General features: G+C 67.2%; 20 protein-coding genes. 10 read left to right on the top strand and 10 right to left on the bottom strand.

The genetic code is table 11. The annotated features are described in order from the left end of the window. Positions 1–8 precede the first annotated feature (8 nt). Genes ABZX12_RS26585 through ABZX12_RS26595 form a run of 3 tightly spaced genes read left to right on the top strand, consistent with a single transcriptional unit; the run spans position 9 to position 3131 of the window. On the top strand, positions 9–905 hold the full coding sequence (locus ABZX12_RS26585; protein ID WP_355697364.1) for a sugar ABC transporter permease: 897 nt from the start codon (positions 9–11) through the stop codon (positions 903–905). After that, positions 902–1858: a carbohydrate ABC transporter permease gene (locus ABZX12_RS26590; RefSeq protein ID WP_355697366.1), complete on the top strand. Its 957-nt coding sequence runs from the start codon at positions 902–904 to the stop codon at positions 1856–1858. The genes ABZX12_RS26585 and ABZX12_RS26590 overlap by 4 nt, the downstream gene beginning before the upstream one ends. A 7-nt stretch (positions 1859–1865) precedes the next feature. Next, on the top strand, positions 1866–3131 hold the full coding sequence (locus ABZX12_RS26595) for a Gfo/Idh/MocA family oxidoreductase (protein ID WP_355697368.1): 1266 nt from the start codon (positions 1866–1868) through the stop codon (positions 3129–3131). Between the two features lie 120 nt (positions 3132–3251). On the opposite strand, the gene ABZX12_RS26600 is transcribed toward ABZX12_RS26595, so the two are convergent. Both ABZX12_RS26600 and ABZX12_RS26605 read right to left on the bottom strand, forming a co-directional pair. Further along, a complete protein-coding gene (locus ABZX12_RS26600; protein WP_355697369.1) occupies positions 3252–8036 on the bottom strand; it encodes a discoidin domain-containing protein in 4785 nt (1594 codons plus the stop codon). 50 nt (positions 8037–8086) lie between these two features. Further along, positions 8087–9118, bottom strand: coding sequence for an enolase C-terminal domain-like protein (locus ABZX12_RS26605; protein WP_355697371.1), 1032 nt, complete (start codon positions 9116–9118; stop codon positions 8087–8089). A 246-nt stretch (positions 9119–9364) separates the two neighbouring features. On the opposite strand from ABZX12_RS26605, the gene ABZX12_RS26610 reads away from it, so the two are divergent. Further along, positions 9365–13207, top strand: coding sequence for a discoidin domain-containing protein (locus tag ABZX12_RS26610; protein ID WP_355697373.1), 3843 nt, complete (start codon positions 9365–9367; stop codon positions 13205–13207). A gap of 36 nt (positions 13208–13243) precedes the next feature. Here the strand turns inward: ABZX12_RS26610 and ABZX12_RS26615 are convergent, their stop codons facing one another. Both ABZX12_RS26615 and ABZX12_RS26620 read right to left on the bottom strand, forming a co-directional pair. Then, entirely contained in the window at positions 13244–14020 is a 777-nt protein-coding gene (locus ABZX12_RS26615) for an FCD domain-containing protein (protein ID WP_355697851.1), read from the bottom strand. Between the two features lie 39 nt (positions 14021–14059). Next, on the bottom strand, positions 14060–14515 hold the full coding sequence (locus ABZX12_RS26620) for a helix-turn-helix domain-containing protein (RefSeq protein ID WP_355697375.1): 456 nt from the start codon (positions 14513–14515) through the stop codon (positions 14060–14062). Between the two features lie 112 nt (positions 14516–14627). Here ABZX12_RS26620 and ABZX12_RS26625 point away from each other — a divergent pair, with 112 nt between their 5' ends. The 4 genes from ABZX12_RS26625 to ABZX12_RS26640 are packed head-to-tail and all read left to right on the top strand — an operon-like array spanning position 14628 to position 18415. Continuing rightward, positions 14628–15539 carry a nitrilase family protein gene (locus ABZX12_RS26625; RefSeq protein ID WP_355697377.1) on the top strand — a complete coding sequence of 304 codons (912 nt, stop codon included), beginning with the start codon at positions 14628–14630 and terminating at the stop codon, positions 15537–15539. A 4-nt stretch (positions 15540–15543) separates the two neighbouring features. Beyond that, complete coding sequence (locus ABZX12_RS26630) at positions 15544–16713, top strand: hypothetical protein (protein WP_355697379.1); 1170 nt, start codon at positions 15544–15546, stop codon at positions 16711–16713. Then, positions 16710–17999, top strand: a complete 1290-nt coding sequence (locus ABZX12_RS26635; RefSeq protein ID WP_355697381.1) for an amidase — start codon at positions 16710–16712, stop codon at positions 17997–17999. Before ABZX12_RS26630 ends, ABZX12_RS26635 begins: the two co-directional genes overlap by 4 nt. An 11-nt stretch (positions 18000–18010) precedes the next feature. After that, the gene (locus ABZX12_RS26640) at positions 18011–18415 is read left to right on the top strand and encodes a hypothetical protein (RefSeq protein WP_355697383.1); all 405 of its coding nucleotides are present in this window, start codon (positions 18011–18013) and stop codon (positions 18413–18415) included. Positions 18416–18418: 3 nt separating this feature from the next. Here ABZX12_RS26640 and ABZX12_RS26645 read toward each other — a convergent pair whose 3' ends face one another. The 4 genes from ABZX12_RS26645 to ABZX12_RS26660 form a co-directional block, all read right to left on the bottom strand. Next, entirely contained in the window at positions 18419–18622 is a 204-nt protein-coding gene (locus ABZX12_RS26645; RefSeq protein ID WP_355697384.1) for a hypothetical protein, read from the bottom strand. A gap of 145 nt (positions 18623–18767) precedes the next feature. After that, positions 18768–19463: a hypothetical protein gene (locus ABZX12_RS26650; protein WP_355697386.1), complete on the bottom strand. Its 696-nt coding sequence runs from the start codon at positions 19461–19463 to the stop codon at positions 18768–18770. Positions 19464–19494: 31 nt separating this feature from the next. Next, positions 19495–20364 (bottom strand): polysaccharide deacetylase, encoded by an 870-nt coding sequence (locus tag ABZX12_RS26655; RefSeq protein WP_355697388.1) that lies wholly within the window; start codon positions 20362–20364, stop codon positions 19495–19497. Further along, positions 20361–21488, bottom strand: coding sequence for an NADH:flavin oxidoreductase (locus ABZX12_RS26660; RefSeq protein ID WP_355697390.1), 1128 nt, complete (start codon positions 21486–21488; stop codon positions 20361–20363). Before ABZX12_RS26660 ends, ABZX12_RS26655 begins: the two co-directional genes overlap by 4 nt. A gap of 118 nt (positions 21489–21606) precedes the next feature. On the opposite strand from ABZX12_RS26660, the gene ABZX12_RS26665 reads away from it, so the two are divergent. Then, on the top strand, positions 21607–22287 hold the full coding sequence (locus ABZX12_RS26665) for an urea carboxylase-associated family protein (protein WP_355697392.1): 681 nt from the start codon (positions 21607–21609) through the stop codon (positions 22285–22287). Here the strand turns inward: ABZX12_RS26665 and ABZX12_RS26670 are convergent. Continuing rightward, positions 22284–23846 (bottom strand): helix-turn-helix domain-containing protein, encoded by a 1563-nt coding sequence (locus tag ABZX12_RS26670; RefSeq protein WP_355697394.1) that lies wholly within the window; start codon positions 23844–23846, stop codon positions 22284–22286. The genes ABZX12_RS26665 and ABZX12_RS26670 overlap by 4 nt on opposite strands. Before the next feature lie 109 nt (positions 23847–23955). On the opposite strand from ABZX12_RS26670, the gene ABZX12_RS26675 reads away from it, so the two are divergent. Then, complete coding sequence (locus tag ABZX12_RS26675; protein ID WP_355697395.1) at positions 23956–24150, top strand: hypothetical protein; 195 nt, start codon at positions 23956–23958, stop codon at positions 24148–24150. On the opposite strand, the gene ABZX12_RS26680 is transcribed toward ABZX12_RS26675, so the two are convergent. Next, complete coding sequence (locus ABZX12_RS26680) at positions 24140–24523, bottom strand: DoxX family protein (RefSeq protein ID WP_355697397.1); 384 nt, start codon at positions 24521–24523, stop codon at positions 24140–24142. The genes ABZX12_RS26675 and ABZX12_RS26680 overlap by 11 nt on opposite strands. Between the last annotated feature and the right edge of the window lie 136 nt (positions 24524–24659).

The following is a 24659-nucleotide window of genomic DNA, read 5'->3' on the forward strand; positions in this document are numbered from 1 at the left end:
AAAGGGCCATGAGCACGCACACGAAGCGCCGGATGATCCCGCGCGATCCCCTCCATTTCCTCTTGTTCGCACTGCCCGGCGCCGCGCTCTACGCGGTGTTCGTGCTCTGGCCGCTGCTGGTCGCGTTCGGGTCGAGCCTGACGAACGAGGACGCCTACCGGGTCGGCACCTCGTTCGTCTGGTTCGAGAACTACGCGCGGCTGTTCTCCGATCCGGCGTACCTGCACACCTTGGGCAACACCGTGATCCTCACCGTCATCTGCATCATCGTGCCGAACGCGCTCGGGCTCGGGATCGCGATCCTGCTCGACCGGAGCGGATGGGTCTTCAACGCGATGCGCGCGGTGTTCTTCGTCCCGGTCATCCTCTCCTCCGTCGTCGTCGCGGTGATCTGGCAGCTGCTGCTGAAGGACGACGGCCTGATCAACTCGGCCCTGCACTCCTTCATGCCCGACCCGCCCGGCTGGTTGTCCGATCCGTCCCTCGCTCTGTACAGCGTGGGCGCCATCGTCGCGTGGCAGTCCGTCGGTGTGTGCGTCGTGCTGTACCTCGCAGGCCTGCAGAGCGTTCCCAAGGAGCTCCTGGAAGCGGCGTCCATCGACGGCGCCGGCCCCGTACGCCAGTTCAGGGCCGTGACGTGGCCGCTGCTGGCGCCCTCGGTCACCATCATGACCGTGCTGTCGATGATCGGCGGCTTCAAGATCTACGACCAGGTGAAGGTGATGACCAACGGCGGGCCCGGCGTCGGCGCGACGTCGACCCTCGCGTTCGACGTCGTGCACACCGGCCTCGACGCAGGCGCCGTGGGGTATGCCGCCGCCAAGGCCGCCGTCATGTTCCTGATCATCGCCGTGATCTCGCTGTTCTCGATCCGGCTCATGCGCAAACGGGAGGTGGACCTGTGACCACCGCGGAGCCGACCGCTGTCGTCGAAGGCACCACAACAGACACCACAGCAGGCACCACAGCGGATGCCACAGCAGACACCACGGAACGCGCCCCTCGCCGCAGGCGTCGGCGGCGCAGTGTGGAGGCGGGCCGCGCCGGACCGGTCCACACCGGGATCGCGCTGGTCGTGACCGCGATCTTCATCTACCCGATCTACCTCGTCGTGCTGAACGCGTTCAAGACGCAGGACGACATCTACAAGTACCCCGGGCTGCCCGTGCTGCCGCTGACGGTGCAGAACTTCGTCGACGTCTTCACGCGTCCCGACGCGCTGTTCTGGACCGGCCTGGTCAACAGCATTCAGATCACCGTGATCGGCACCCTGGTCTCCACCGTCGTCGCCGCGATGATGGCGCACTACATGGTGCGTTCGTCGAGCTGGTTCGCGAAGCTGCTGTGGATCACCATCCCGCTCGGGCTGATGATCCCCCAGGCGACGACCCTGCTGCCGCTGCTGCGGATGCTGCGGGACTTCGGGCTGATCGGCTCGGTGTTCGGCCTGATCATCGTGTACGTCGCGGGGAACCTGCCCTTCGGAGTACTGGTCTTCACGGGTTTCATGCGGACCATCCCGAAGGGCATCGAGGAGGCTGCCGCCATCGACGGCGCGGGGCCGATCCGCACGTTCTGGGCGATCGTGTTCCCCCTGCTGCGGCCGGCGGGAGCGAGTGTCGTGATCTTCCTCGCGGTCGGGCTGTGGAACGACTTCATCACTCCGCTGATCATCCTCGGACCGGCCAGCGGCAGCACGGTCACGGTCGGCATGTACCGCCAGATCAGCGAACACGTGTCGAACTACGGAGCCGTGTTCGCCTACATGGTGCTGGCCACGATCCCGATCGTCATCCTGTTCGTCTTCTTGCAGAAGTACTTCGTGAAGGGACTCCTCAGTGGCGCAGCAAAGGGATGACGCCCACGTGCGCAGCACGCGGGACATCCGCCTGGCCGTCGTCGGCGCCGGAATGCGTGGGCAGGCGTACGCGGCGGAGGCCGCCGAGCTGCCCGGCGTCGAGGTGGTCGCGGTGGCCGAACGGAACCCGACGACGCTCGCCCGCTTCGCCGGCCTCTTCCCGGACGCGCAGGTGTTCGACGACTGGCGCGATCTCGCCGCGCTGCCGCGTCTCGCCGACGCGGTCATCGTGGCGCTGCCCGACGAGTACCACCGCGACGCGAGCGTGGCCTTCGCCGAGGCCGGCTACGACATCCTCCTGGAGAAGCCGATCGCGACCAGCCCGGAGGACTGCGACGACATCGAGAACGCCGCGAAGACCAACGGCGTCAGCATCACCGTGTGCCATGTACTGCGGTACACGGCGTACACGAAGACGTTGCGTCGGCTCCTCGATGCCGGCGCGATCGGCCAGGTCATGCAGATCGAGCACCTGGAGCCGATCGGTCATCTCCACTTCGCGCACTCGTTCGTCCGCGGGAACTGGGCCCGCTCGGTCACCAGCCACAGCCTGCTGCTCGCGAAGTCGTGCCATGACATCGACTGGCTGCTGCACATCATGGGGCGCCCGGTGCAGCGGGTGACGTCCTTCGGCTCGCTCGGGCATTTCCGCCCCGAATCGCGGCCGTCCGGCGCGTCCGAGCGCTGCGTGACCTGTGCGGTGGAGTCCTCGTGCGCGTTCTCCGCCGTACGGTTCTATCGCAGCGGGCTGAACAACCCCGGCTCCGCCGAGGAGTACAACGCCTTGGTCATGGCGGGTGAGGTAACCCCTGAGGCGATCGACCGTGCTCTGGAGACCGGCCCGTGGGGGCGGTGTGCGTACCTCTGCGACAACGACGTGGTCGACCACCAGACCGTGCAGCTCGAGTTCAGCGACGGACGCCTCGCGAGCTTCAGCCTCTCGGCCTTCACCGAAGGCAGCAACCGCAAGACCCGCCTGTTCGGCACCGCCGGGCAGATCACCGGCGACGGGCGGATGATCAGCGTTTACGACTTCCGCACGCTGGAGACGACGGTGTACGACACCGACGAACTCGGCTTCGACGCCGCAGCGGGTCACGGCGGCGGCGACCGGCAGTTGGTCGAGACGTTCGTCGCCGCACTGCGGGACGACGCCCCCGGCCAACTCAGCACGAGCATCACCGAGAGCATGGCCAGTCACCGCGTGGTGTTCGCCGCCGAGCAAGCCCGCCGCACCGGCACCGTCGTATCCCTGGCTCCTGCCGACGCGTGATCAACGCCAGACGTCGAACCTGCCTTTCCACGCCGGACACCGGACCGGGCGGCAGTTCAGGGCTCAGTGACCGGGGGTGATGGCCCCGAGGCATCGTCAGACACCTCGGGGCCACCAGACCTACTGATCCACGACGTTCACAGTCGCGGTCGCCTTCGCCGCGGTGCCCGGTACCGCACCGTGCACTACGAACCAGCCTGGCGTGGCGACCATGTCCGCGGTCACGCGATCCCACGCCACATCGACCTGTCCAATGGTTCCGTCGCTGTACACGGCGCCGGTTTGCGCCGGCAGGTTGGGCAGTTCACCAACTTTTGTGTCGACGGCAACCGATGTGAAGTCGACGACGGACTTCGGTTTCTGTCCTGCGTACACACCGAACTCGGCCAGGCCGGATTCGGCGCCGGTCGGGTTGTTGTAGGCGTTGTCGGGATCGATCGTGAACTTCACCCAGCTCGTCGTCACCGGAGCGTCGAACGTCACGACGTTGTCCGGCTGCCCGTCCCACTGGATGCCGGTCACCCGTTTGCTGCCGCCGTCCCACTCCAGGACGCCTTCCACGATCTGGTTGACGTCATGGCCGCGGTCGACGAGGTTGACGTGGTCGATCGTGACCGGCGCCGGGAACTGCAGCTTGATCCACGGGCTGCGGTCGGTCTGTTTGGCCGCCCAGGAGGTTGCCTTGTCCCCGTCCGTCGCCTTCGGTCCCAGGTAGCGGTCGTCCTGGTTGTTGCCGTCCGGTACGCCGTTGCGGTCGCGGACGGAGGAGACGGTGACGGTTGCCGAGCTCGCGATGTTGTCCGACAGCGCCGTGATCCCGACCGGGTTCGACTCGACCTGTACGCCGTCCAGCGTGACGACTGCCTTCGCGGTGGCCTGGAACGCACTGGTGATCGGCTCCTTCAGCACGATCGTGTTGCTGCCCGGTACCGCTTGCAGTCGGCTGTCGCTGAGCACGTACTCGGTCTTCGCCTGCGACAGGTTCGCCTTCGCGCCGGTGCTCAGGATGCCCTCGATCGTGCCGACGACCGGCTCGTTCGCTGCCACCGATTTGTTGCTGAGGGCAAGCCTGACGTGTTTGAGGAAGGCCGGGAACGACATCCGGCCGGCGGCGTCCACGTCGACGTAGAGGTAGTCCTCGGCCCGGTACCCGGCGAGCTCCGCCGACACGGTGATCCGTGCCCTCCCCGCCGCACCGGACGTCAGCACCCGATCGGCGCCGACGCCCACCACCGACGGGTTGTCGCTGGTGATCGTCAGCTCGGCGTCCGTCAGGTCGAGAGGTGCACCCAGGAACGACGAGCCCGTCGCCTCGATCGTCGCCGTCCGGCCGTCCGCGCCGGCCTTCGGTTGCAGCTCGAGACTGCCGAGGGCGGTCAGGTCCCGCAGCGAGTACACGCGGACGTCCAGTACGTCGACCGGACTGCCGCCTTGCCCGCCGCCGGGGAACGAGACCCTGACATAGCGGGCGTGCACGCTGGGCTTGGTGGGATCGACCGGGTAGTTGTAGTACAGACCGTCCTGCTCCCAGCCGTACAGCGTCGTGTCACTGCCCGGAGCGGCGAGCGTGTCGCGAGCGGTCGGCAGGCCGCCGCCGGACACGGTGTTCGTTTCGTTGCCGGCGGTCCAGTGCTCGCCGTCCTCGCTGTACTCGATCTTCACCTTCTTCGGCACGTTGTAGTACGTGACGTTGTCGGCGTCGGGCATGTGGTGATTGAAGAAGACGTTCACCCGCGAGAGATCCTGCATCTTGCCCAGGTCGTAGGTGATGGCCGCGTTCTCGTCACCGGCCGGGGCCGTCCACTTCGCCAGGTTGCCGCCGGTCGCGTCGTTGATCGTGCCGTCGGACAGGAGCTTGGCGTGAGCGCTGTCGGTGGTCACCTTGGGCGTGATACCCGCCGCCACGTCGGAGTCCGGGAGCAGCGTGATGTAGTTGCGCGTCGAGGTGTGGGTCTTCCCGTCCACCGTCAGGTCGGCCCAGTAGCTGTACATCGTCGGCGCGGGCACCTTGCCGGTGAAGCGCATCTTCTTGCCCTCGACAACGAAAGGCGACCGGTCGGCCGGGATCTCCGTGACGGTGATCCTGCCCGCGGCATTGTCCCGCCGGCCGTCGACGGTCGCGTAGTGGAACTTGACGTTCGACGCGTCGAGGACATCGACGTCGCCGCCCTTGCGGGTGTAGCCCTTGAACGCGACGGGAACGTCCTTGTCGGTGCCGAACTGCCCCCAGAACTGCGCACCGTTGGTCAGCAGGTTCACGCCGACCAGTGGAAGAGCGGCGGAGATCGCGCGGTTCCGGACCTCGACCGGGTAGGTGTCCGTCATGACCTGCGGGCTGTTGACACTGTCGTCGTACGTCGCCGTCACGGTGATCGTCGCCGTACCGTCGCCGACCGGCCGGACCATACCGGTCGCCGCGCTCACGGTCGCCACCTGCGGGTTGCTGCTCGTGTACTTGAGCTGCGCGGGCGCGAACACGTTGGTGTAGTTGTTCATGTAGCTCTCGGCCCGCAACTGGAGGTTGTCCGGCGCGGTCTGGCTGCTGAACAGCTTGACACTGGTCAGCTTGTACGTCCGGACCGGACTCGCGGTCCGGATCTTGACGATGGTGTCGATCGGATCGGCGGTGACGTCGGAGGTGTCGATCGAGACGTAGTACTTGCCGTTCGACGTCTCCGTGGTGAACGGCAGCGAGCTGCCCTTGTTCAGCCACTGCACCTGCTGGACCGGGTGGTCGAAGGGGCCGATGTGGCTCATCGCCGCCTGGCCGGTGAAGCCCGTCTTCGCGGTTCCCCGAATCTGGTTCCTGACCATGTGCAGGTACACGTACTGGTCGCGGGACATCGCGTAACCCCAGTCCGGCCCCTGACCGTGCGCGATCGCCTTCTGCGGGTCGGTGTACCAGCCCGGCTTGAGGGCGTAGTCCATCGTGTACGGCGTGGTGCCGTACAGCGACTCACGCAGATCGGGCCCGCGCCGGTTGTCCATCCACTGCACGATCGACGAGCGCATGTCCGACAACTGCTGGGACGACACCGGCACCATCGAGAAGATGTTGGTGTTGTCCAGGTTGCTGCTCAGGTTGTCCATGCCGCGCGTCACGGTGACGGAGGAGTCGTAGTTCATGACGTAGCCATGGCCGTACTGGTTGATCAGCTCCTTCGTCGCCTCGCCCCAGTCGTCACGCTCGTTGCCCTTGGCGTACTGCGTCCACACGTCGAGCGCGGTCGTGTACGGGTCGTTCCACTCCTCGTGAGCCACCTTCCGGCCCTGCGGCTTGATCCCGTTGATCCACCCGCCGTCGGTGTACGGCTCGCTGTTCCAGAACGGACGCTCGTGCAGCGTGATGTCCTGGTCGCCGGTCTGTGCGTTCGGATTGGCGTCGATCAGCACCCGGTCGTTGTAGTTGCGCGCGGAACTCCAGGCGACGTCCGGATTGGAGTAGCTCTCGGGCCCCCCGTCGGCGAAGACGTACCAGGGGTCGTACCGCGCCACCAGCTTCTGGATATCGCTCTCGAGAATCTGGGAGCCTTCGTACAACGACGACACGTACACGCCGAACTTCAGGCCGTAGCGTTCAGCGGCCTGCTTTGCCTGCTCCACACGGTCCTTGACGTGCCAGGTGCCGTCGGCCGACTGGTACAGGGCGTTGTACTTGTACAGCTTGTTGGAGTTGTTCGGCGTCAGGTTCGCGTTCGGCGAGGGCCAGTAGTAGATGGTGTTCTGCAGGCTCTCGGTGGAGAGCATGGTCATGCCCATCTCTTTGGCGGTCTGCGCCCACTCGTCGTAGTTGAAGTTCGGGTCGTACAGGTTGGGCATCGTGCCGGTGGTGTGCGACAGCGCCGACATCTTGCCGTCGATGAACCAGTCGACCGGGTTCTTCTTGACCGTGATCGTGTACGGCTTCGTGGTCGTGGCACCCGCCGCGTCCGTGGCCTTCACCGTGAAGGTGTAGTCCTTCTGCGAGGCGCCGTGGGCGCCGTCGGCGACCTTGCCGTCGATGTGGCCGTCGGACGCCAGTGTCAGGCCGGGCGGTAGTTGGCCGGCGGCGACCGTCCAGGAGTAGCCCGGGCTTCCGCCCGCTGCCTGGAACGTGAACGGGGCCGCCTGCGGGGCGATGCTGGAAGTGTTGCGGTTGCCGTCGATCGTCGCGACCATGCCGACGTACGGGTTCTCGTCGTACGCGTACGGCAGTGTGTTCGAGGGGTAGTCATTGGCGGGAACATCGACGTTGCGCTCGGCGAAGGCCTGCCGGTCCACGCTCAAGCCCCTGGTGACGATGCTGAGCTGGTCGCCGGCCGCGTTCGGCCCGGTCACCGAGTAGGTCAGCCCGGGTACGGCGTTACCGGCGCTGTCACCGATCCGCGTGTAGAAGCCGAGGAAGTTCTTGTTCTTGCCGGGGTTCTTGTGCTGGATCTCGATGACCAGCTTGTTCCAGCCCTGGTTCAGCTGGACCGGGTACTTCGTCCCGGACTTGCTGACCCGGCTCGGGACCTGGGTCTGCTGCCCGACCTGAGCGTCGTTGGCGAACAGTCGGTACAGGCCCGATCCGCCGACCTGCCACTGCACGGTCTGCGCGGTGGGGCTGTAGACGTAGCTGGCAGCACCGACCCACTTGTCGACCGTGGGCTGCCCCTGCTTGACGTCGAAGTAGCCCATCAAGTCGTTGTAGTCGTCGTAGTTCCGGTTGAAGATCCGGTCGTCGAAGTACTGCCAGGCGGATGTGTCGTCGCCGATCGCCTCCGCGTCGGCGTAGGGGCCGGACACGACCCATTGATTCAGGTACGGCGCGGTTCCGCCCGTCTGTGCCGCCTGGGCTTGCGGCTGGGCCAGGACGCCCGCAGCGAGACCGAGCGCGGTCACGGCCGCGAGTACGCCGTACCGCATCCTGCGCAATCTTTTCACGCTACCTCCTTCGAATTGGCGGAGCTGAGCTGGTGGAGCGAACGTCGCGGTCACTCGTAGCCGATGCCGGGCGCGGTAGGAGCGCGGACGAGGCCGTCCGGGCCGACGGCTGGTTCGCGGACGATCGGGTTCGTGTGGACCAGGGACTCGTAGTACGAGGTGTTCGGGATCGCCATGCACAAGTGGGCGTTGACGATGTCGGAGCCGTGCACCTCGGCGCGCAACTGGAAGCTGTCGGCCAGGTGTGCGATCCGCATCGCGCCGGTGATTCCGCCCTTGTACTGCGCGCTGGTCCGGACGTAGCCCGCGGTACCGGCGGTGATGAAATCCGCGACGTTCAGGTGCGCGCCGTCGGACGTCTCGGCGACCAGCAGCGGTACGTCGACACGCTCGGCGAGCCGCTGGTACGCCGTGACGCCGAACTCGCGCATCGGCTCCTCGTACCAGGTGTAGCCGACCTCCGACAGGGCCCTTCCGACGTACACAGCGTCGGTCAGGTCGAAGCCGGCCGAGCCGTCGTACATCAGCGGAACGGCGTCGCCGACGTGGGCGCGCAGCTTCTGGCACAGGTCGGCGTCGGCGCGCGCGTCGCCCCAGGCATGCAGCTTGATCGCCTTGTACCCGGCCTCGAGGCACTGGTCGGCGACGTCGAGGTACTCCTCCACCGACGAGAACGTCACGGTGCTCGCATAGGCGGGGACGGCGTCGCGGAACGTCCCGAGCAACTGGTGCACCGGGAGGCCCGCGGCCTTCCCGGCGAGGTCCCACAGCGCGACGTCGACCAGGCCGAGCGCGTAGATCGGTAGTTCCTCGATCCGGTCCAGCTCCCAGAGGCGATGCCACAGGAGCTCCCGCCAGAGCGGATCCGCACCGATCAGATCGGCGCGGATCCGGCGGTCGACGAGGTCGGCCACGATGCGTCCGCGGCGAGTTCGTGCCTCGCCGGTCAGTCCCTCGTCGGTGTGGATCCGCAGGATGCCGCCGACGACCGGCCCCTCCGACCCCGGCAGCCCGGCGCGCCACCGGAACGGCGGCTGCGCCGGCAGGTCGACCAGGTCCAGGGTCACGTCTGTGATTCGCATGTCGTCCTTCAGATCGGGAAGAGCGGTACCCGCCGCGGCAAATGCTTCTGATCTATTTAATCAGAGCCTGGTCAGTAGAGCAGATCCATAGGGTTGACGCAATACATCGCGCTGGACATACTCGACCCACTCCGAACGCCTGCATCAGCGGCGAATTCGCGACCAGCGCGATGAACTTCTCGAGGGACCCATCCCCTTAGTTCACGACACGAAGAATCAGATCCATCCCGAGCAGGAGGCCGCCCAATGAGCCGCAGAAGAACCGCATCGCTAGCAGCGCTAGCGGCGATCCTCGCCGCGTCGTTCCTCGTCGTACCACCGAAGTTGACGGCCTACGCGCAGCAGGTGGCCGGCCGTGCCCCGTTCGTCAACTCGTGGCTCGTCGCGGGTCCGTTCGACGCGCCGGTCGCCGACGAGCTGTACGAGTGCGAGGTCCCCGAGCTGGTGAATCTCGCCCAGCGGGCGTCGTCGATCACCGCGTCTTCGTCAACGCTGGCAGTGAATCCCGTGTCCAATCTGGTCGACGGGAGCGCCAGCAAGCAGTGGGTGACGGAGAACGACTCGAGCCCCTGGGTGCAGTTCGCCTGGAGCAACCCGGTCTCCCTCAACGAGGTCCGGATCGCCCAGTGGGGCGACGGCCGGCACGTGAACAACTGGTACCACCTCACCTTCACCCTCGCGGACGGCAGCTCCGTCGCGTCGGGCCAGGTGAACAGCACCTCCTCCAGCGCGGCCTCGCCGACGGTGTACTCCGCGGATCCCGGACTCACGACCGTGGTCGGGATGAAGATCGAGATCGACAAGGGGCGCACGCCGTACCCGTCGATCACCGGGATCTCCGAGGTCGAGGTCTACAACCGGCCGATGCCCGTCGACGGGAAGACCCCGATCTCGCCGAAGCTGGGCGAGACCTTCGGCGCCGGGGGTGAGCACCACGAGTGGGAGTATTTCGACGACCGGCTCTACAACCGCAACTACGACGACTACCAGGACCTGTACGGGTACTACACCGTCAAGAAGGGCGTCGACACGCGGAACAAGTACGTCTACGCGAGCAGCTACGTCTACAGCCCGGAGGCCAAGGACGCGTACTTCGACGTCGGCGCCAGCGGCTCGTACCGGATCTACGTGAACGACCGCTGCATGACGCCGCCGAGCACGCCCGTCGAGGTACAGAAGGACTTGACGAAGCAGGCGGTGCACCTGCAGCAGGGCTGGAACAAGCTGATGATCCAGATCAAGCACACGTACACCGAGGACGTGAACGCGAACGGCGTGCCGATCGCGAAGGACCAGAACGTCGCCTACCTCGGGTTCTACGGGAGGGTCGCCGACCAGAACGGCAACCCGGTCGGCGGACTGACGAGCTCGGTGGCCGGGCCGGCGTCCTCACTGCAGATCGTCTCGGGCGGTCTGTCGACCGACGACGCGGTCAAGGTGCCGTTCCCGCGCAACACCATGCCGACCGGGTACCGGGAATGGCCGTACGTGTGGAACAAGTCAACGTCGACCGCGAACCACGGGGTCGCGGCTTCGGCGTTCCAGTTCATGGCCGGCGGCGGCTCGCCGGGCTACACCTGGAAGGTCGTCGACGGCCGGCTGCCGGACGGACTGGAGCTCAACCCCGACGGCACGATCGCGGACGGCCTCGTCAACGGGAAGCCGGATCTCAACAGCACCAAGGGCATCATCAGCGGTGCCGCCGCGACCGGTGACTACAACTTCACCGTACAGGTCACCGACAGCGCCGGAAGCAGCGCGACGAAGACCTTCACGACGACGGTGAAGGAGCGGCCGAACAAGTGGTTCGAGCAGGGCCGGGTCAGTGCCCTGACCCACGCGACACCGACGTACAACTACTTCGTCGACCCGAACTACTCGGTTGATCTCTGGGCCGCGCGAGCCAAGCGCGAAGGGCACTCACTGGTCTCCGTCGAGGCCCTGCAGCAGAACTACTTCTGGCCGTCGAAGTTCGCCGACCCGAAGCACAGCAGGCAGCTCTACCTGCCGAAGGACAACAACGGCCAGGTGGTCGACGGCCTGAAGCAGTACGCGCAGGCCGTGAAGCGCTACGGGATGAAGTTCGGGCTGTACTACGCCACCGAGGGCGGCGGGCTGCAGCACTACTCCACCGACGTGTTCGTGCAGAACGTCGAGGACCTGATCGGCCGCTACGACCCGGCGTACCTGTACTTCGACGGTCCGCAGGCGATGCCGAACGCGAACTACGACGTGATGTACAGCGCCGTCCGCGACCACAGCAACGACATCGTCATCGACTCGAACGCGTGGGGTCAGGAGTACGGCGACCCGGACCTGCGCACCGGCGAGGCATCCGGCATCTATTCCAACGCGTCCGCGAACCACCTGGTCAAACGGACGCCGATGGAACCGTGGAAGATGATCCGCACCAAGAACCAGGTGTCGCCGTACTACGGCCAGCGCGACGACTTCCGGCAGGTCACCAAAGAGATGATCATGAACGCCGGCCGCGGTTACGTCGACAACAACGACCAGTCCGTGATCGACAGCCGGGGGCCGAACTGGGACTCCCCCACCGCGATCGCCACCAGATACCCGAAGGGCGTGCAGGAGTTCATCGACGTCCGGGAGAACCTGACCGACTGGTTCGCACCCGCCGGCCTTCCCGAGCGGCACGAGGCGACCACCGCTACGACGCCGTACTACCTGGCCGGCTATGGCTACGAGGACGACGGTCGCGGCAACTACGAGAAGTTCGCCTTCCCGAACAGCACGTCCGGGCCGCAGTGGGGTTACGCCACCGCGCGCGACAACAACATCTACCTGCACGTCGTCAAGGGACCGGACGGCAAGAAGGGCTTCGACGCGATCCCCGGCCGGACGCTCACCATCAGCCCGGTCAAGGATCAGGTGACCTCGGTGACCTGGCTGAACCGGAACCTCCCGGTGACCTCGTTCAGCCAGACCGGCGACAGCCTGACCATCGACCTAGGTAATGTCGAGGAGGACCCGATCGACTCGATCGTCAAGGTCGTCACCGACAACCCGGCGCGGACGTACAAGCTCACGAACGTCGTCGCCACCGGGGAACAACTGTCACCACGGGTCCTGCGGATCCGGCCCGAGGGTTACATGACGTACCCGGCGCTGAAGGCCGGCCTCTCCGCGGTCCACTACACGAGCGCGGATCCCGCTGTCGCGAAGGTCGTGCCCTCCGGCGTCGTGACCGGCGTCTCGAACGGCACGACGACGATCACCGTCACCGCCACTCACGAAGGCGTCACCAGGTCGGACACCTTGAACGTGTCGGTCAAGGACGGCGTCGTCTGGGTCGGCGAGGAGATGATCGGCGCGTCCCTCCTGGTCGGCGGCAAGGAGACGTACGGCGAGTTCGGCCTGAACGACGGGCTCTCGTACCAGCTCGAAGGCCGCTCCGCCAAGGGCGGCGCGATCGGGCTCGACGCCGCCCAGGTCACCTGGCACGGCGGGATCGTGGACCTGGCCGGCGGCGACAAGTTCACGCCGGTCGCGATCACGGAGGGCGGCTTCACCTTCGGGAACAACAAGATCGTCACCCCGCAGGTCGACCGCCTGACCAGAGGAGTCGTCTGGGCGGACGTCACCGTGAACGGCAGGACCGTGACGAGCAACAGGGTCTTCCTCGACCTGCAGCCCTATCGCAACCTCGCTGCTTCCGCGGAGGTCACCGCCGACAACGACCAGGAGGCGACAGCGAGTTTGATCGACGGAAAGACCGTCGACGCCACGCATTTCGACAGCGCGAAGTGGTCTGTCGCGGCCGGTACGCCGACGTGGCTCCAGTTCAAGCTGCCCGCGAAGGCCGAGCTGTCCAATCTCCAGCTGACCTTCAACACGCTCGATCAGCGGTACCTGAACACTCCCAAGACGATCACCATTCAGACCAGCGCCGACGGAGCGAACTGGACCGATGTCAGCACGATCAACGGACCGACGGGCAAGGCCTACTTCGGCTCCTACAACCAGTACCCGCTGAACACACAGGCGCAGTACGTCAGGTTGGCCTTCGACGGCGGAGCGAACGGGTCCGCGATCGACCTGCTCGAGGTCGCGGTCAACGGTAACTAGCTCAACAGCAGTGGACGAGCATCGCCTGACAGCCGGTCAGGCGGTGCCGTCCGCCGGGAACACCCGGCTGTGGATCTCCTGTTTGAACTGCTCGAGCGTCGTGTCGATGTGCTCGATCATCAAGGTCACCGCCTGCTGCTCGTCGCCCGCTCCGATGGCCGCCGCGATCGCCGCGTGCTGCTCCGCCGCCACCACGGTCGAGCCACCCGCGACACCAGCCAGGCCGATCACACTGACCTGCCGCTGCAGCCGCTGCACCGAGTCGACGCTCGCCGACAAGAACATGTTGGACGACGCATCGCCGATCGCGCCGTGGAACTTCTCGTCCGCCCGGTTGAACGCCTCGAGATCCCCCTCCGCGGCAGCATCCACGGTGAGCTGAGCCGCCTCGCGCAACGCCTTGACCTGAGCCGGCGTGGCCCGCTGCGCGGCGAGCTCGGTCGTCTTGGTCTCCACGAACCGGCGGAACTCGAAGATCTCCTCGACCTGACCGAGATCCGTCGGCAGGAAATGCACCAGCGACTCCCGCCACAGCGCGGCTTCCGGCTCCGCGACGTAGATCCCGCGGCCCATCTGCACCGAGATCCGGCCGAGCGCGGAGAGAATCTTGACCGCCTCCCGGACGATGGTCCGGGACATCCCCACCGCCTCCGCGAGATCCTTCTCGGTCGGCAGCCGATCACCGGGCTCCAGGCGAGCCTTGACGATGTACTCCAGGATCCGCTCCGCCGCGATCTCGTACCCAGGACGGTATCCGCCGTCCGCAGCCCCCTGCTGCTCCGCAGACGGCAACCGCTCGGACCGGCCCGGCATCACGTCCCCAATCTCCCACTGGCACACCGGATCCCAAGACTACTGCTCGTCCGAGACCTTGCGGACGAAGGCGTCGGTGGAGTCGAGGACTCGGCCGGTTTCGTCGGTGACGCTCAGTTTGCGGATCGGCTTCCTGGTCTTGGTGTCGAGGAGGACCGAGTGGGGTTCGGCGGGTTCGAAGAGGTGGTCCTCGCCCCATTGCCGCAGGCTGACCATGATGACGAAGAGGTCCCGGCCCTTCTGCGTCAGGGCGTACTCGTGGTAGGCGGTGCCGTCGGCGGCCGGGAGGACTTCGAGGATGCCGTGCGCGACGAGTTCACGAAGCCGCGACGACAGGATGTTCTTGGCGAGTCCGAGGTTGCGCTGGAACTCGCCGAAGCGGCTGATGCCGTCGAAGGCGTCGCGGACGATGAGCAGGGACCAGCGATCGCCGATCACGTCGACCGCCCGCGCGACCGGGCACTCAGCTCCCTCATGCCTCACACGCTGCGGCATCCATTGTCCTTCCACTGAACCCTGAGCAAGTGGTTGCAAGTATAAACCAGATCCCCTACGCTCCAGATCTGGTTTCAAGGTGAAACCAGATTGCGAGCAAGGAGGCCCTGCCATGACGACACAGGCGCAGCACGAGGCGGATCCGAGGGTGAGCCCGGTGCGGGTCGCGGTCGTGCAGTTCGAGCCGCGCGTCGGCGTCGAGAACCTGAAGGCCAACGCGCTGGCGGTGGAGGAGCGACTGACGGCGGCCGCCGACGCGGACGCCGGCCTGATCGTGCTGCCCGAGCTCGCGACCACCGGCTACGTCTTCGAGTCCCGGGAGGAGGCCTATGCGCACGCAGAGTCGGTTCCCGACGGGCCGACCGTGGAGTCGTTCGCGCGGATCGCGGCCGCCCGGAACGTGTACATCGTCGGCTGCGTGGTCGAGCAGGTCGGCGCGAAGCTCTTCGACACCGCCGTGCTGGTCGGCCCGGACGGCTACATCGGCCGCTACCGCAAGACGCATCTGTGGAACACCGAGAAGCTGTGGTTCACCCCGGGCGACGAGGGATTCGCGGTGTTCGACACGAAGATCGGCCGGATCGGCCTGCTGGTGTGCTGGGACATCTGGTTCCCGGAGACGGCGCGGATCGTGGCCCAGATGGGCGCCGACATCATCTGTGTCCCGACCGGCTGGGTGTGGACGCCGCCGCCGCTGTACGACGCGAGCGGGGTCTGCATGGCGGCGTACCTGACGATCACCGCGGCCCACGCCAACAACGTCTTCATCGCCACCGCCGACCGGATCGGCCAGGAGCGCGGCGCGGGGTTCATGGGCAACTCGTTGATCGCCGGCACGAACGGCTGGCCGATCGACCGGATCGCCGGCCCGGACGAGGACACGATCATCTACGCCGACGTCGACCTGACAGCCGCCCGGACGGCACCGATCTGGAACCAGCTCAACGATCTGCATCGGGATCGTCGCACCGACCTGTACGACCAGATGCTCGGCTACAGCGACCGCGCCCCGCTGCCGAGGTGACCCCGTGACAACAGTCCGCAGTACGACGGGCCTCACGGGCTCGCGCCGGACGGCTGTCCGGGCCGCAGCCGCCTGCGTCGCGCTCCTGGCGCTCGCCGGCTGGACATTCGCGCTGCTCCTCCACGACACACCTCCGTGGAACGGCGACTACAGCCAACCCAGCAGGTTGGCGTCCTGGTTGATGGGGTCGATCAGCGAACCCCAGTACTACGCCGTCGCCCCCGCCGGTGCACTGCTGCTGATCGGTGGCCTGGTTGGCCACGTCGCGCACCGGATGTCGTGGCGGTGGCAGGGCTTCGTCCAGGCATGCGGCTCCGGTCTGTGGCCGTGGGCCGCCGGGAGCGCACTGCTCAGCCTGGTGCTCGGCAACGTCATCTGGGGATGGACCCTTGCCTCCGGAGGCTGGCAGCCGCTGTTCGTGCCGCTGGTCTCCGTGGCTCCGGCCATCGTCGTCCTCTACGGACCGGGACGGCGGATCGCGCTTTCGGCGGCCGTCCTGGGCGCCGTACTCACGCCGCCGGCATCGATCCTCGCCGTCAGATCCATCTGCGTACCCCTCGATCTCCCGCCGGTCGTCGGCGCCACCACCGGCATGTGGATCGGCGCCGCCGCGGCGTTCTGGATCTGTGGCCGGCTCAGCTGGATGCCGCCGGCGGGTGCCTGGCGCGCCCAGCAGCCAGCCCAGCTGGGGACCGCGACCGGTCGGCTCTGGGTCCCGCGCCGCGCCTTGGCGGACTTCTCCGAGGCGCAGTTCTTCGGCAACGAATGGGCCAGCGCGACCCTGCTCGCCGGGGCGATCCTCGCCCACGTGATCAGCCCGTCCAGTACGTCGTACGGATCCGGCCTCTTCACCGCGGTACTCGCGAGCCAAGTGGTCACCGCGGTCACCGGCGTCGTGATCTGGCGCCGGCGCTGGGAACGGCACGGCTTCTACCCGACCTTCGTCCCGGTCGTCTCTGTGGCGCCGGCCACCGTCCTTGCGTTCGGTGGGACGATCCAGTCGGTCCTGGCCGGAGCGCTGCTGGGTGCATTGATCGCTCCGCCAGTGGCAGCCTCGATCTCGGCGCGGCTCCCGAAGACGTTCCATCCCTTCGTCGGCAATGTCGCATCGATGAGCGTCTGTACCGCGCTGATCGTGCCTGCCCTTCGCCTCTTCCCAGGATTCGCAAGATGACCGCTACCGAACTTGCCAGGGCACTGCGCCGCCGGGAGACCTCGGCGACAGCCGTCGCCGAGGCAGCACTACGCCGTACTCACGAACTGAACCCCGACCTCAACGCGTTCGCGCTCATCGACGACGAAGGCGCCCGCACCGCCGCACGGCTGGCCGACGAACAATTTGCTCAGGGCATCGACCTCGGCCCGCTGCACGGCGTACCCGTGGCCGTCAAGGACATCATCGACATGGCCGGTCTGCCTACCACCTGTGGATCGGCCACCTCCTTCGGGGCCACCGCCGCCGAGGACGCCGAGGTCGTCCGGCGCCTGCGCGCTGCCGGGGCCGTGATCATCGGCAAGACGACGCTGCACGAGTTCGCGTACGGCGCCACCGGTGACCGGTCCGTCCACGGCCCGTCCCGCAACCCCAACGATCCACGCCGGATGTCCGGAGGCAGCAGCGGCGGCAGCGCGGTCGCTGTAGCCGCCGGCATGGTGCCACTGGCGCTCGGGACGGACACCGCCGGATCCGTGCGCGTGCCGGCGGCGCTGTGCGGCGTGGTCGGGTTCAAACCGGCGTACGACGCCCTTCCGACCGCCGGGACGTATCCGTTGGCACCCAGCCTTGACCACCTGGGTCTCTTCGCGGCGACGTCCGACGACGCCCTCGCCGCCTACGGAGCAGTCAGCGACCCGCCGATCGAACCCTGGACCGGCAGCTTCTCGGTCGGATGGATACCACCGCGGTCGATCGCCGTGACCGATCCGCGCATCGAAGAGCTCACCCGGCAGTTCGTCGCCCAGGCCTTCGATACCGAGGTGGTCGAAGGTCTGCCCAAGGGGGACCTGTTCGACGTGTTCTCGACACTCCAAGGCAGAGAAGCGTTCCGCGTGCACGAGCACCACCTCGACGCGGACGCCGACATCATCGATCCCGAGGTGCTCGCACGACTCGCCAAGGGGCGCGCGATCCCCGATCGGCTCTATGCCGAGGCCAACGAGGCACGGCGTGAACTCGGAGAAGTCGTCGACGACCTGCTGTCGACGTACGACGTGCTGGCGCTGCCGACGGCGCCGATCGTGGCACCGGCGCTCAACGAGCGAACAGTGACGGTCGCCGGCACAGACCTGGAGGTGCGCGCGGCTCTGCTCTCCCTGACCAGCCCCTGGAACATGACCGGCTCACCCGCGATCAGCCTGCCCGCGGGCCGGATCGACGGGCTGCCGGTCGCCGTACAACTCATCACCGCACCGGGCAACGAGGGACTTCTCTTCGCCGCCGCGGACAAACTCACCAGATAGAAAGGAACACCATGCCGTCGATCCAGGTCGATCTGCCGCTGACCGCCGACGAAGCGACGAAACGCGCGCTCGCGCAACGTATCGGGGACATCTACGGGGCGATCATGCAGATCGGCAGGGATCTCCTGACCGTCTCCATTCACGACGTCGGCACCGGCGGGGTGTGGCGCTGCCACGAGTCGGGCGCCCCCACGCCGTCGGGCCTGATCATGTGCGATATCCGGAAGGGCCGTCCTCCGGAGACCAGGGCGCGGTTGGCGCAGTCGCTCATCGACGCCTGCGTGGAGACGTTCGACCTCGACGCCGTGTGGATGAAGGTCGAGTTCACCCAGCACGACGGCAACGAGATGTACCACCCACATCTGGGCGGCTTCAACACCGACTGGACCGGCGACGAACGCGCGGCACACCGATGATCGTCAGGTCACCTCGTTGTTCGGCGCCGGCCTCGGCCAGGACCCGCCCGGAACGTTGGTCGCGCCGATCATCGGCAGCCCGTCCGGGGTAGGCGGCCGGGGACCGACCCACGGCTCGCGTATGTCGGTCCAGTCGACGCCGTCGATCAGCGGGCGGATCGAGCACAGGATCGTGTCGAGGCGATGGCTGCCAGCTATGGTTTGCACTCGCGCCTCGCTTCGCCGAGTCGTGGCGAATGGCCAAGCCTTCTTCGCCGAGTCGTGGATTTCGGCGCGGGATCACGACCACTACCCACGACTCGGCGGACGTGTCGCCAACCCGGCGTGAACGTCGCGAACGCCGGCTGTCGTCCTAGAAGTGGGGCATCAGGCCGAGGGCGACCAGAAGGGCTGGGATTCCGACGAGGAGTACGGCAAGAAGGATCGGTGCGCCGAGGACGCCCAGCAGGGTGGGCCGGGGGGAGAGGGCGAAGCGACGAGTGTGCGCTACCGCAAGGATGCCGAATGCAACGGCCAGGAAGACGAAGAACGCCAAGTAGGCAGTGCTGGCGGGAGTGATGTCATCGCGGTCGCCCGCCAATCCCAGCAGGATTCCGCCCGCCTCGACGAGGCTGCCCAGCGCATAGAGGGCCAGCAGGGAGAAGGCACCCCACAGGAGCACGCCGACTGTCTCAGCGTACTCGGACTTCGCCATGAGCGAGTAGACGGCGACGGCAGCCCCGAGAAGCTTGAGCACGACGACCAGCCAGTTCATCACCGTAAGGCCACCGGCGTATGCGGCGAACTGCCCCTCGGAGAAGCGCCCGGTGCTCTCGAAAACCACGTTCACCAGCGCGAAGCCGACACAAGCGACAGCGGCGAACCACCCCGCGATCACAACGACACGACTGGACACAATCTCATTGACTCCGGCAACCATATCGACAATCAACCACCAACTGGCCCACTGATTCCTCCCCCGAGCGAGGGATTTCGACCCATCCCGGGGCTCCTTTCCGCGCAGGCGCCGAGGCGCGGCCAGGACGAGCCGGACCGCGCCGAACCACATCGTCTCTGCTCATCGCGCCACTACTGCCAGGTCAGTCCGGATAGACAGCGGGATCGACTCTGAGCTGCGGCGGGTTGCGCTGTTTCAGCGTCACGTCGGCCCGCGCGGCATCGGCCAGGTCACGGCAGCGCAGGAAGTGGACGTCGCCCCGCGACTGAGCGAACTCGATCAGTTCGCGCAACGCCACCAACCGGCTCGGGCGACCGGTGAGGAAGGGGTGCATGCACAGGTTGAACAGGCACCGATAGTGGCGCATCGCGTCGAGCTCGGCCCGCCACATCTCGAGGACCTTGCGCGGGGACTCGATCACCGAGCCGATCTGCGGAGACGGGAGGAAGGCGTACTGCTCCCAGTCGTCCAGCGACCAGTGCACCGGAAGTTCGACGACGGGACGATCGTCGCTGCCCAGGAGATACGGCTTGTCGTCACCCATCAGCGATGAGTCGTAGGTCAGCCCATGCGCCGCGACCAGATCAAGCGTCGTTTGCGTGGCCTCCCACAACGCGGCCCGGTGTCCGGCGATCTCGAGGCCCTGGGCGTCGAAGACTTCGAGGGCACGCTCGAAGTCCGCACGCTCTTCGACGGCGTTCATCGACGTCGGCGCGCGATGGCTGTAGGAATGGTGAGCCACCTCGTGCCCCTGCTCCACGATCGTTGCCGCCAGCCCCGGTCGCTGCTCGGCCACCCATCCGGGGACGAAGAACGTCGCTGGTACGCCGAGGTCCGCCAGCAGCTCGAGGATCCGCGGCACGCCGACATCCGGCCCGTACGCCTGATGGGACATCACCATCAGGTGGCGGGCGTACTTGCCGCCGGCCGCGAGGATCGGCGTCTCGGCATCGACGTCGAAGGTCAGCGTGGCCACGGCCGCCGCCCCGCCGCGCCAGGTTGCGTCGGTCATGACCGATCAGTCTGCCACTGCTTCGCGTTGGCCAATGTCACCGACGGCTGAAGCATCGCCCGATCGAAGTCCTCCAGCGGCCGGCCGTCGGCCAGGCGCCGCGGCAGGTCCGGGTTCGCCAGCGCGCCATGCCCGATCGACAGCAGATCGGCGTGACCGTCGGTGAGCACCCGATCGGACTGGTCGGCGTCGTGCATCCCGCCGTTCGCGATCACGGGCAGCCCGCTGATGCGGCGGGCCAGGCCGGTGATGGTCTGTCCGCCCTGTAGGCGAGCGGTCTCCAGCCAGTTCCGGCCTTCGCTCGCGATGTGCAGGTAGTCGACCCCGGTCGCGCCCAACAACGAGAAGATGACATCGGCGTCGTACGAGCCACCCGGCCAGCGGTACTCGAAGTCGTTCACCTTCGTCTGCGACAGGCGTACACCGACGACGAAGTCCTGCGGTGTCGCGGCCACGACGGCATCCGCGATCTCGACGGTCAGCCTGATCCGGTTGGCGACCGGACCGCCGTACTCGTCGGTGCGCCGGTTGGTGTAGACGGTCAGGAACTGGTCGAGCAGATACCCGTTGGCACCGTGGATCTCCACGCCGTCGAAACCGGCCACGTGCGCACGCACCGCGGCAGCGGCGAAGCCGTCGATGATCTCCTTGATCTCGAGGACCGAGAGCTCGCGCGGAACGGGCCACGGCCCGTCACCGCCGTACTCCGGCATCATCTGACCGCGGGGCTGCACGGCGGACGGTCCGGCCAGCTCCGAGCGGTGCGGATTGCCCTGCGACAGTGCGCCGGCGTGCATCAACTGGGCGACGATCTTTCCGCCGGCAGCGTGCACCCGGTCCGTCACGGCGCGCCAGCCCTCGGCCTGCGCCGCCGTGCTGAGACCCGGCTGGTTGAAGTAGCCCTGGCTGTACGCCGCGTCGGGGTACGTCCCCTCGCTGATGATCAGGCCGAAGCCTCCGGTCGCGAAGGCGGCGTAGTACTCGGCCATCTCCGCGGTCGGCACGCCGTCGGGCCTGGCCGAGACCCGGGTCATCGGTGCAACGGCGAGGCGGTTCGCGAGGTCGACGGCGCCGATCCGGGCCGGCTCCAGAGCAGGGTGAACACGAGTCGTTGTCAGGTCCATGACGCCAACTTCAGCACGGGTGCGGCGCGACAGGCGATGGAGTCTCCTACAGCGAGCCGTCGAAATGCTGGAGAATCCACCACTGAACCGCTTCGGCGAACCTGGTTCGGTTTGCGTTATGAACGTCAACAGCGCCCGGCCTGAGGTGATGGCTGCCACCAAGGCCGCCGACGGGACAGCAGCCACCACTTCGCGGCCCGCAAGGCATCTCGTGACACGAACCCTCGTTCCCGCTCGGACCGGGCGCGCAGTGCGGGTGGAGCGCGGCAGCCTGGTACGGGTCGTCGATGTCGAGGGACAGCAGGTCGGGGACCTCTTCGCGTACGTCGCGGGCCCCTCGGGCGTCACCGGTGAGCACCTGAGCGCGTCACACACGCGGACCGCGACCAGCCGGCTGTTCCCGGCGGTCGGCGAGGCCTTCGTGACGAACGACCGCCGGCCGATCCTGACCCTGGTCGAGGACACCTCGCCCGGCCGCCACGACCTGCTCATCGCCGCCTGCGACGACGCGCGGTACGCCGCTCTCGGTGTACCGGATCACCCGTCCTGCGCCCGCAATCTGCGGACTGCGCTCGGGGTCGAGGTCGAGGTCGTCCCGCAGCCGGTCAACGTCTTCATGCAGGTCCCGGTGACGGCCGGGGACAGACTGGACTGGTTGCCCGCGACAACGGCACCCGGCGACTCGATCACCTTCCACGCCGAACTCGACTGCTGCGTCGTCGTCTCCGCCTGCCCCCAGGACCTCACCGTCATCAACGGCAACGGGCCGACGGATCTGGCGATCGAGGTACTGCGCTAACGCGAACGGGACATGTCGTCCGCTTCGAGCGCCAGGTAGAGGTCTACCCGGTCGTCGGTGCGGGCGACATCGCGGCCGGTCAGCTCGGTGACCTTCGCCAGCCGGTTCCGCAACGTGTTCACGTGTACGTGGAGCGCGGCCGCCGTCGCCCCGAACTGACCGTCGTGCGACAGGAACGTCCGCAAGGTCGTCTGCAGTTCGCCGTCGCGCAGACCGTCGTACTCCCGCAGTGGCCCGAGCATGCCGTCCGCGAATCCCTGGAGCGTCCCGGCGTCCTGCAGACCGAGCAGCAACCGGTGTGTACCGAGCTGCCGAAACGACGCGACCGCCTGGCTGCCCCGGCGCCGCAGCACCTGACACGCTTCGCGTGACTGCACCAACGGCTGACGCAGGTCCCCCGCCGACGCGGCGACGTCGCCGTACCCGACCACGGGCGAACGTTCGGGGAATCTCTTCCGGACCGCGCCGCAGAGGCCCTCCGCCAAGCGTGCGACGTCCTGCCCCGGGCGCTGCAACACGGCGACCACGTCCTGGCTGCCGCCCGCGACGACCACCGCCAGGCTCTGGCGGAGGAAGAACTCGGTGACCGTCTCCGTCAACCCAGGCAGAGTCGATTCGGTCCCGGACGCGAAGGCGACCGTGAGCACCACCAACTCCCCCGACGGATCGACCCCGAACGCCCGGAGCCGGTCCGGAACCTCCGCCGCCCGGTGCGCACCCGACAGGATCATGTCGAGAAGCTCGCTGGCGAACCGCAGCTCGATCGCCTGGATCGCCTGCTGCTTGGCCACCTCGAGGCTGAGGAACCGCGCCGCCTGGTCGAGCGCGTCCTGCTCGGACCTGCTCAGCCCACTCACCGGCCGCAGACACACCAGCGCGGCATCCGTGTCGCCCACCGCGCCGACCAGGAAGACCGTCGCCCGGCCCTGCTGACCGCCGAGGTCCACCTCGAGCGGCGGTGGGTGCCGGGCCAGTCCATCGGCCACGATCCGGCGTTGCTGAGCAGTCAGCTCGACGCCCGCCGAGGCCAGCGGCCTGGACATCCGGTCGACGACGGCCAGCGGCAGATCGTGCTCCCGCCGGAGAACAGCCAGTACGCCGGACGCCCCGGCGCCATGGGAGATCGCCGAGGCCAGCGCGTCACCGCGCCGCACCATGCCGACCAAGGCGTCACGGCGCTGATCGGCGTGGATCGCCGACGCGGCCTGGGTTACCGCGGTGAACGGGACCTCGACCGAGATCTCCACCAGCGGCAGGCCTTCGCGTTCGCAGGCCGAGATCAGCTCGGGCGGTGTGACCGGCGTTTCCTTGCGCAGGCCGAAGACGATGCCGGCAGCACCGACCCGCCGTACACTCGCCGCGAACGCCGCCGCGGTCGTCTCCTGCAGCCACAGACCGTTCGTCAGCACGATCTCGCCCTCGCGCACGTACGACGAGGGATCCGGCAACTCCGTGTTGTGAACCCACAACGCCTCGCCCGCGAGCGCTCCCGGCGGCCCAGGGACCAGCAGGCGCAGTTCGAGCGCCGGGTTGTCGAGCAAGGTCGCCAGACTCAACATGGTGTGAAGATATCCAGTGAGATCCGAAATCGCTAGAGATCTACCTACTGCCCGCGGGAGGCGCCTGCTGGTTTTCTGAGCCAACTCGTTCCCCTGGGAGGCCGGCATCATGACCACACGGGCACCGTCCGCGGCACCATCGTCCGAGGCAGTACGGTTCGACGCCCACGGCGTCGCGCCGATCCCGCCGGAAGCCCGGGACTCCGACGGCGCCTCGTCGGTCTCGAAGCTGATCACCCAGGACAAGGTATCCGCGCCGCCGTCGGGTCACCCGACCGGCGGCACGTCGGTCCTCAGCCGGTGAAGGGTTCGAGGGCGAAGCGGCCGCACGCGACAAAGACCGCGAGCAGGAGATAGACCGAGTTGAGCATCACGAGCTTGTTCTGACCGAGGCGGCCATGAGTGATCATCGCGCCGGTCATGAGCAGAACCCAGCAGACCGCGGTCACCGGCACCATGACCGGTGCGATGTCGATTACGGCGGGCAGGATCAGGCCGACCGCGGCCAGGAGCTCCAAGACCCCAAGGGTCTTGACGAAACCTACACTGGCGTTCCTGGTCCACTCCCCGCCCTCGTGCGCGGCCAGTTTCGGCTTGGGTACGAATGTCTTGCTGATACCGCCCGTCAGGGCAACTGCGGCCAGCAAGGCGCTTGCGATCCACAGAGTGAGGTTCATCGGCTTCCTTGTCTTGCGATCTGTGACCTTGTGGCGACCTCTCCGACCGCGATCGTCCGGCTGAACAATCTGTTCAGCCTCCGTCCAAGCGACTCGCTGTCTCGAGGGGTACGCGCACGAGATGCCGCAGGACCGA

The organism is Kribbella sp. NPDC003505 (assembly GCF_040610875.1).
Lineage (GTDB): Bacteria > Actinomycetota > Actinomycetes > Propionibacteriales > Kribbellaceae > Kribbella.

Coding starts and splice junctions, on each gene's coding strand:
- ABZX12_RS26665 (WP_355697392.1), top strand. CDS start 21,607: ATGAACGTCAACAGCGCCCGGCCTGAGGTGATGGCTGCCACCAAGGCC.
- ABZX12_RS26680 (WP_355697397.1), bottom strand. CDS start 24,523: ATGAACCTCACTCTGTGGATCGCAAGCGCCTTGCTGGCCGCAGTTGCC.
- ABZX12_RS26625 (WP_355697377.1), top strand. CDS start 14,628: ATGACGACACAGGCGCAGCACGAGGCGGATCCGAGGGTGAGCCCGGTG.
- ABZX12_RS26605 (WP_355697371.1), bottom strand. CDS start 9,118: ATGCGAATCACAGACGTGACCCTGGACCTGGTCGACCTGCCGGCGCAG.
- ABZX12_RS26650 (WP_355697386.1), bottom strand. CDS start 19,463: ATGTGGTTCGGCGCGGTCCGGCTCGTCCTGGCCGCGCCTCGGCGCCTG.
- ABZX12_RS26675 (WP_355697395.1), top strand. CDS start 23,956: ATGACCACACGGGCACCGTCCGCGGCACCATCGTCCGAGGCAGTACGG.
- ABZX12_RS26615 (WP_355697851.1), bottom strand. CDS start 14,020: ATGCCGGGCCGGTCCGAGCGGTTGCCGTCTGCGGAGCAGCAGGGGGCT.
- ABZX12_RS26620 (WP_355697375.1), bottom strand. CDS start 14,515: ATGCCGCAGCGTGTGAGGCATGAGGGAGCTGAGTGCCCGGTCGCGCGG.
- ABZX12_RS26610 (WP_355697373.1), top strand. CDS start 9,365: ATGAGCCGCAGAAGAACCGCATCGCTAGCAGCGCTAGCGGCGATCCTC.
- ABZX12_RS26660 (WP_355697390.1), bottom strand. CDS start 21,488: ATGGACCTGACAACGACTCGTGTTCACCCTGCTCTGGAGCCGGCCCGG.
- ABZX12_RS26635 (WP_355697381.1), top strand. CDS start 16,710: ATGACCGCTACCGAACTTGCCAGGGCACTGCGCCGCCGGGAGACCTCG.
- ABZX12_RS26585 (WP_355697364.1), top strand. CDS start 9: ATGAGCACGCACACGAAGCGCCGGATGATCCCGCGCGATCCCCTCCAT.
- ABZX12_RS26655 (WP_355697388.1), bottom strand. CDS start 20,364: ATGACCGACGCAACCTGGCGCGGCGGGGCGGCGGCCGTGGCCACGCTG.
- ABZX12_RS26640 (WP_355697383.1), top strand. CDS start 18,011: ATGCCGTCGATCCAGGTCGATCTGCCGCTGACCGCCGACGAAGCGACG.
- ABZX12_RS26670 (WP_355697394.1), bottom strand. CDS start 23,846: ATGTTGAGTCTGGCGACCTTGCTCGACAACCCGGCGCTCGAACTGCGC.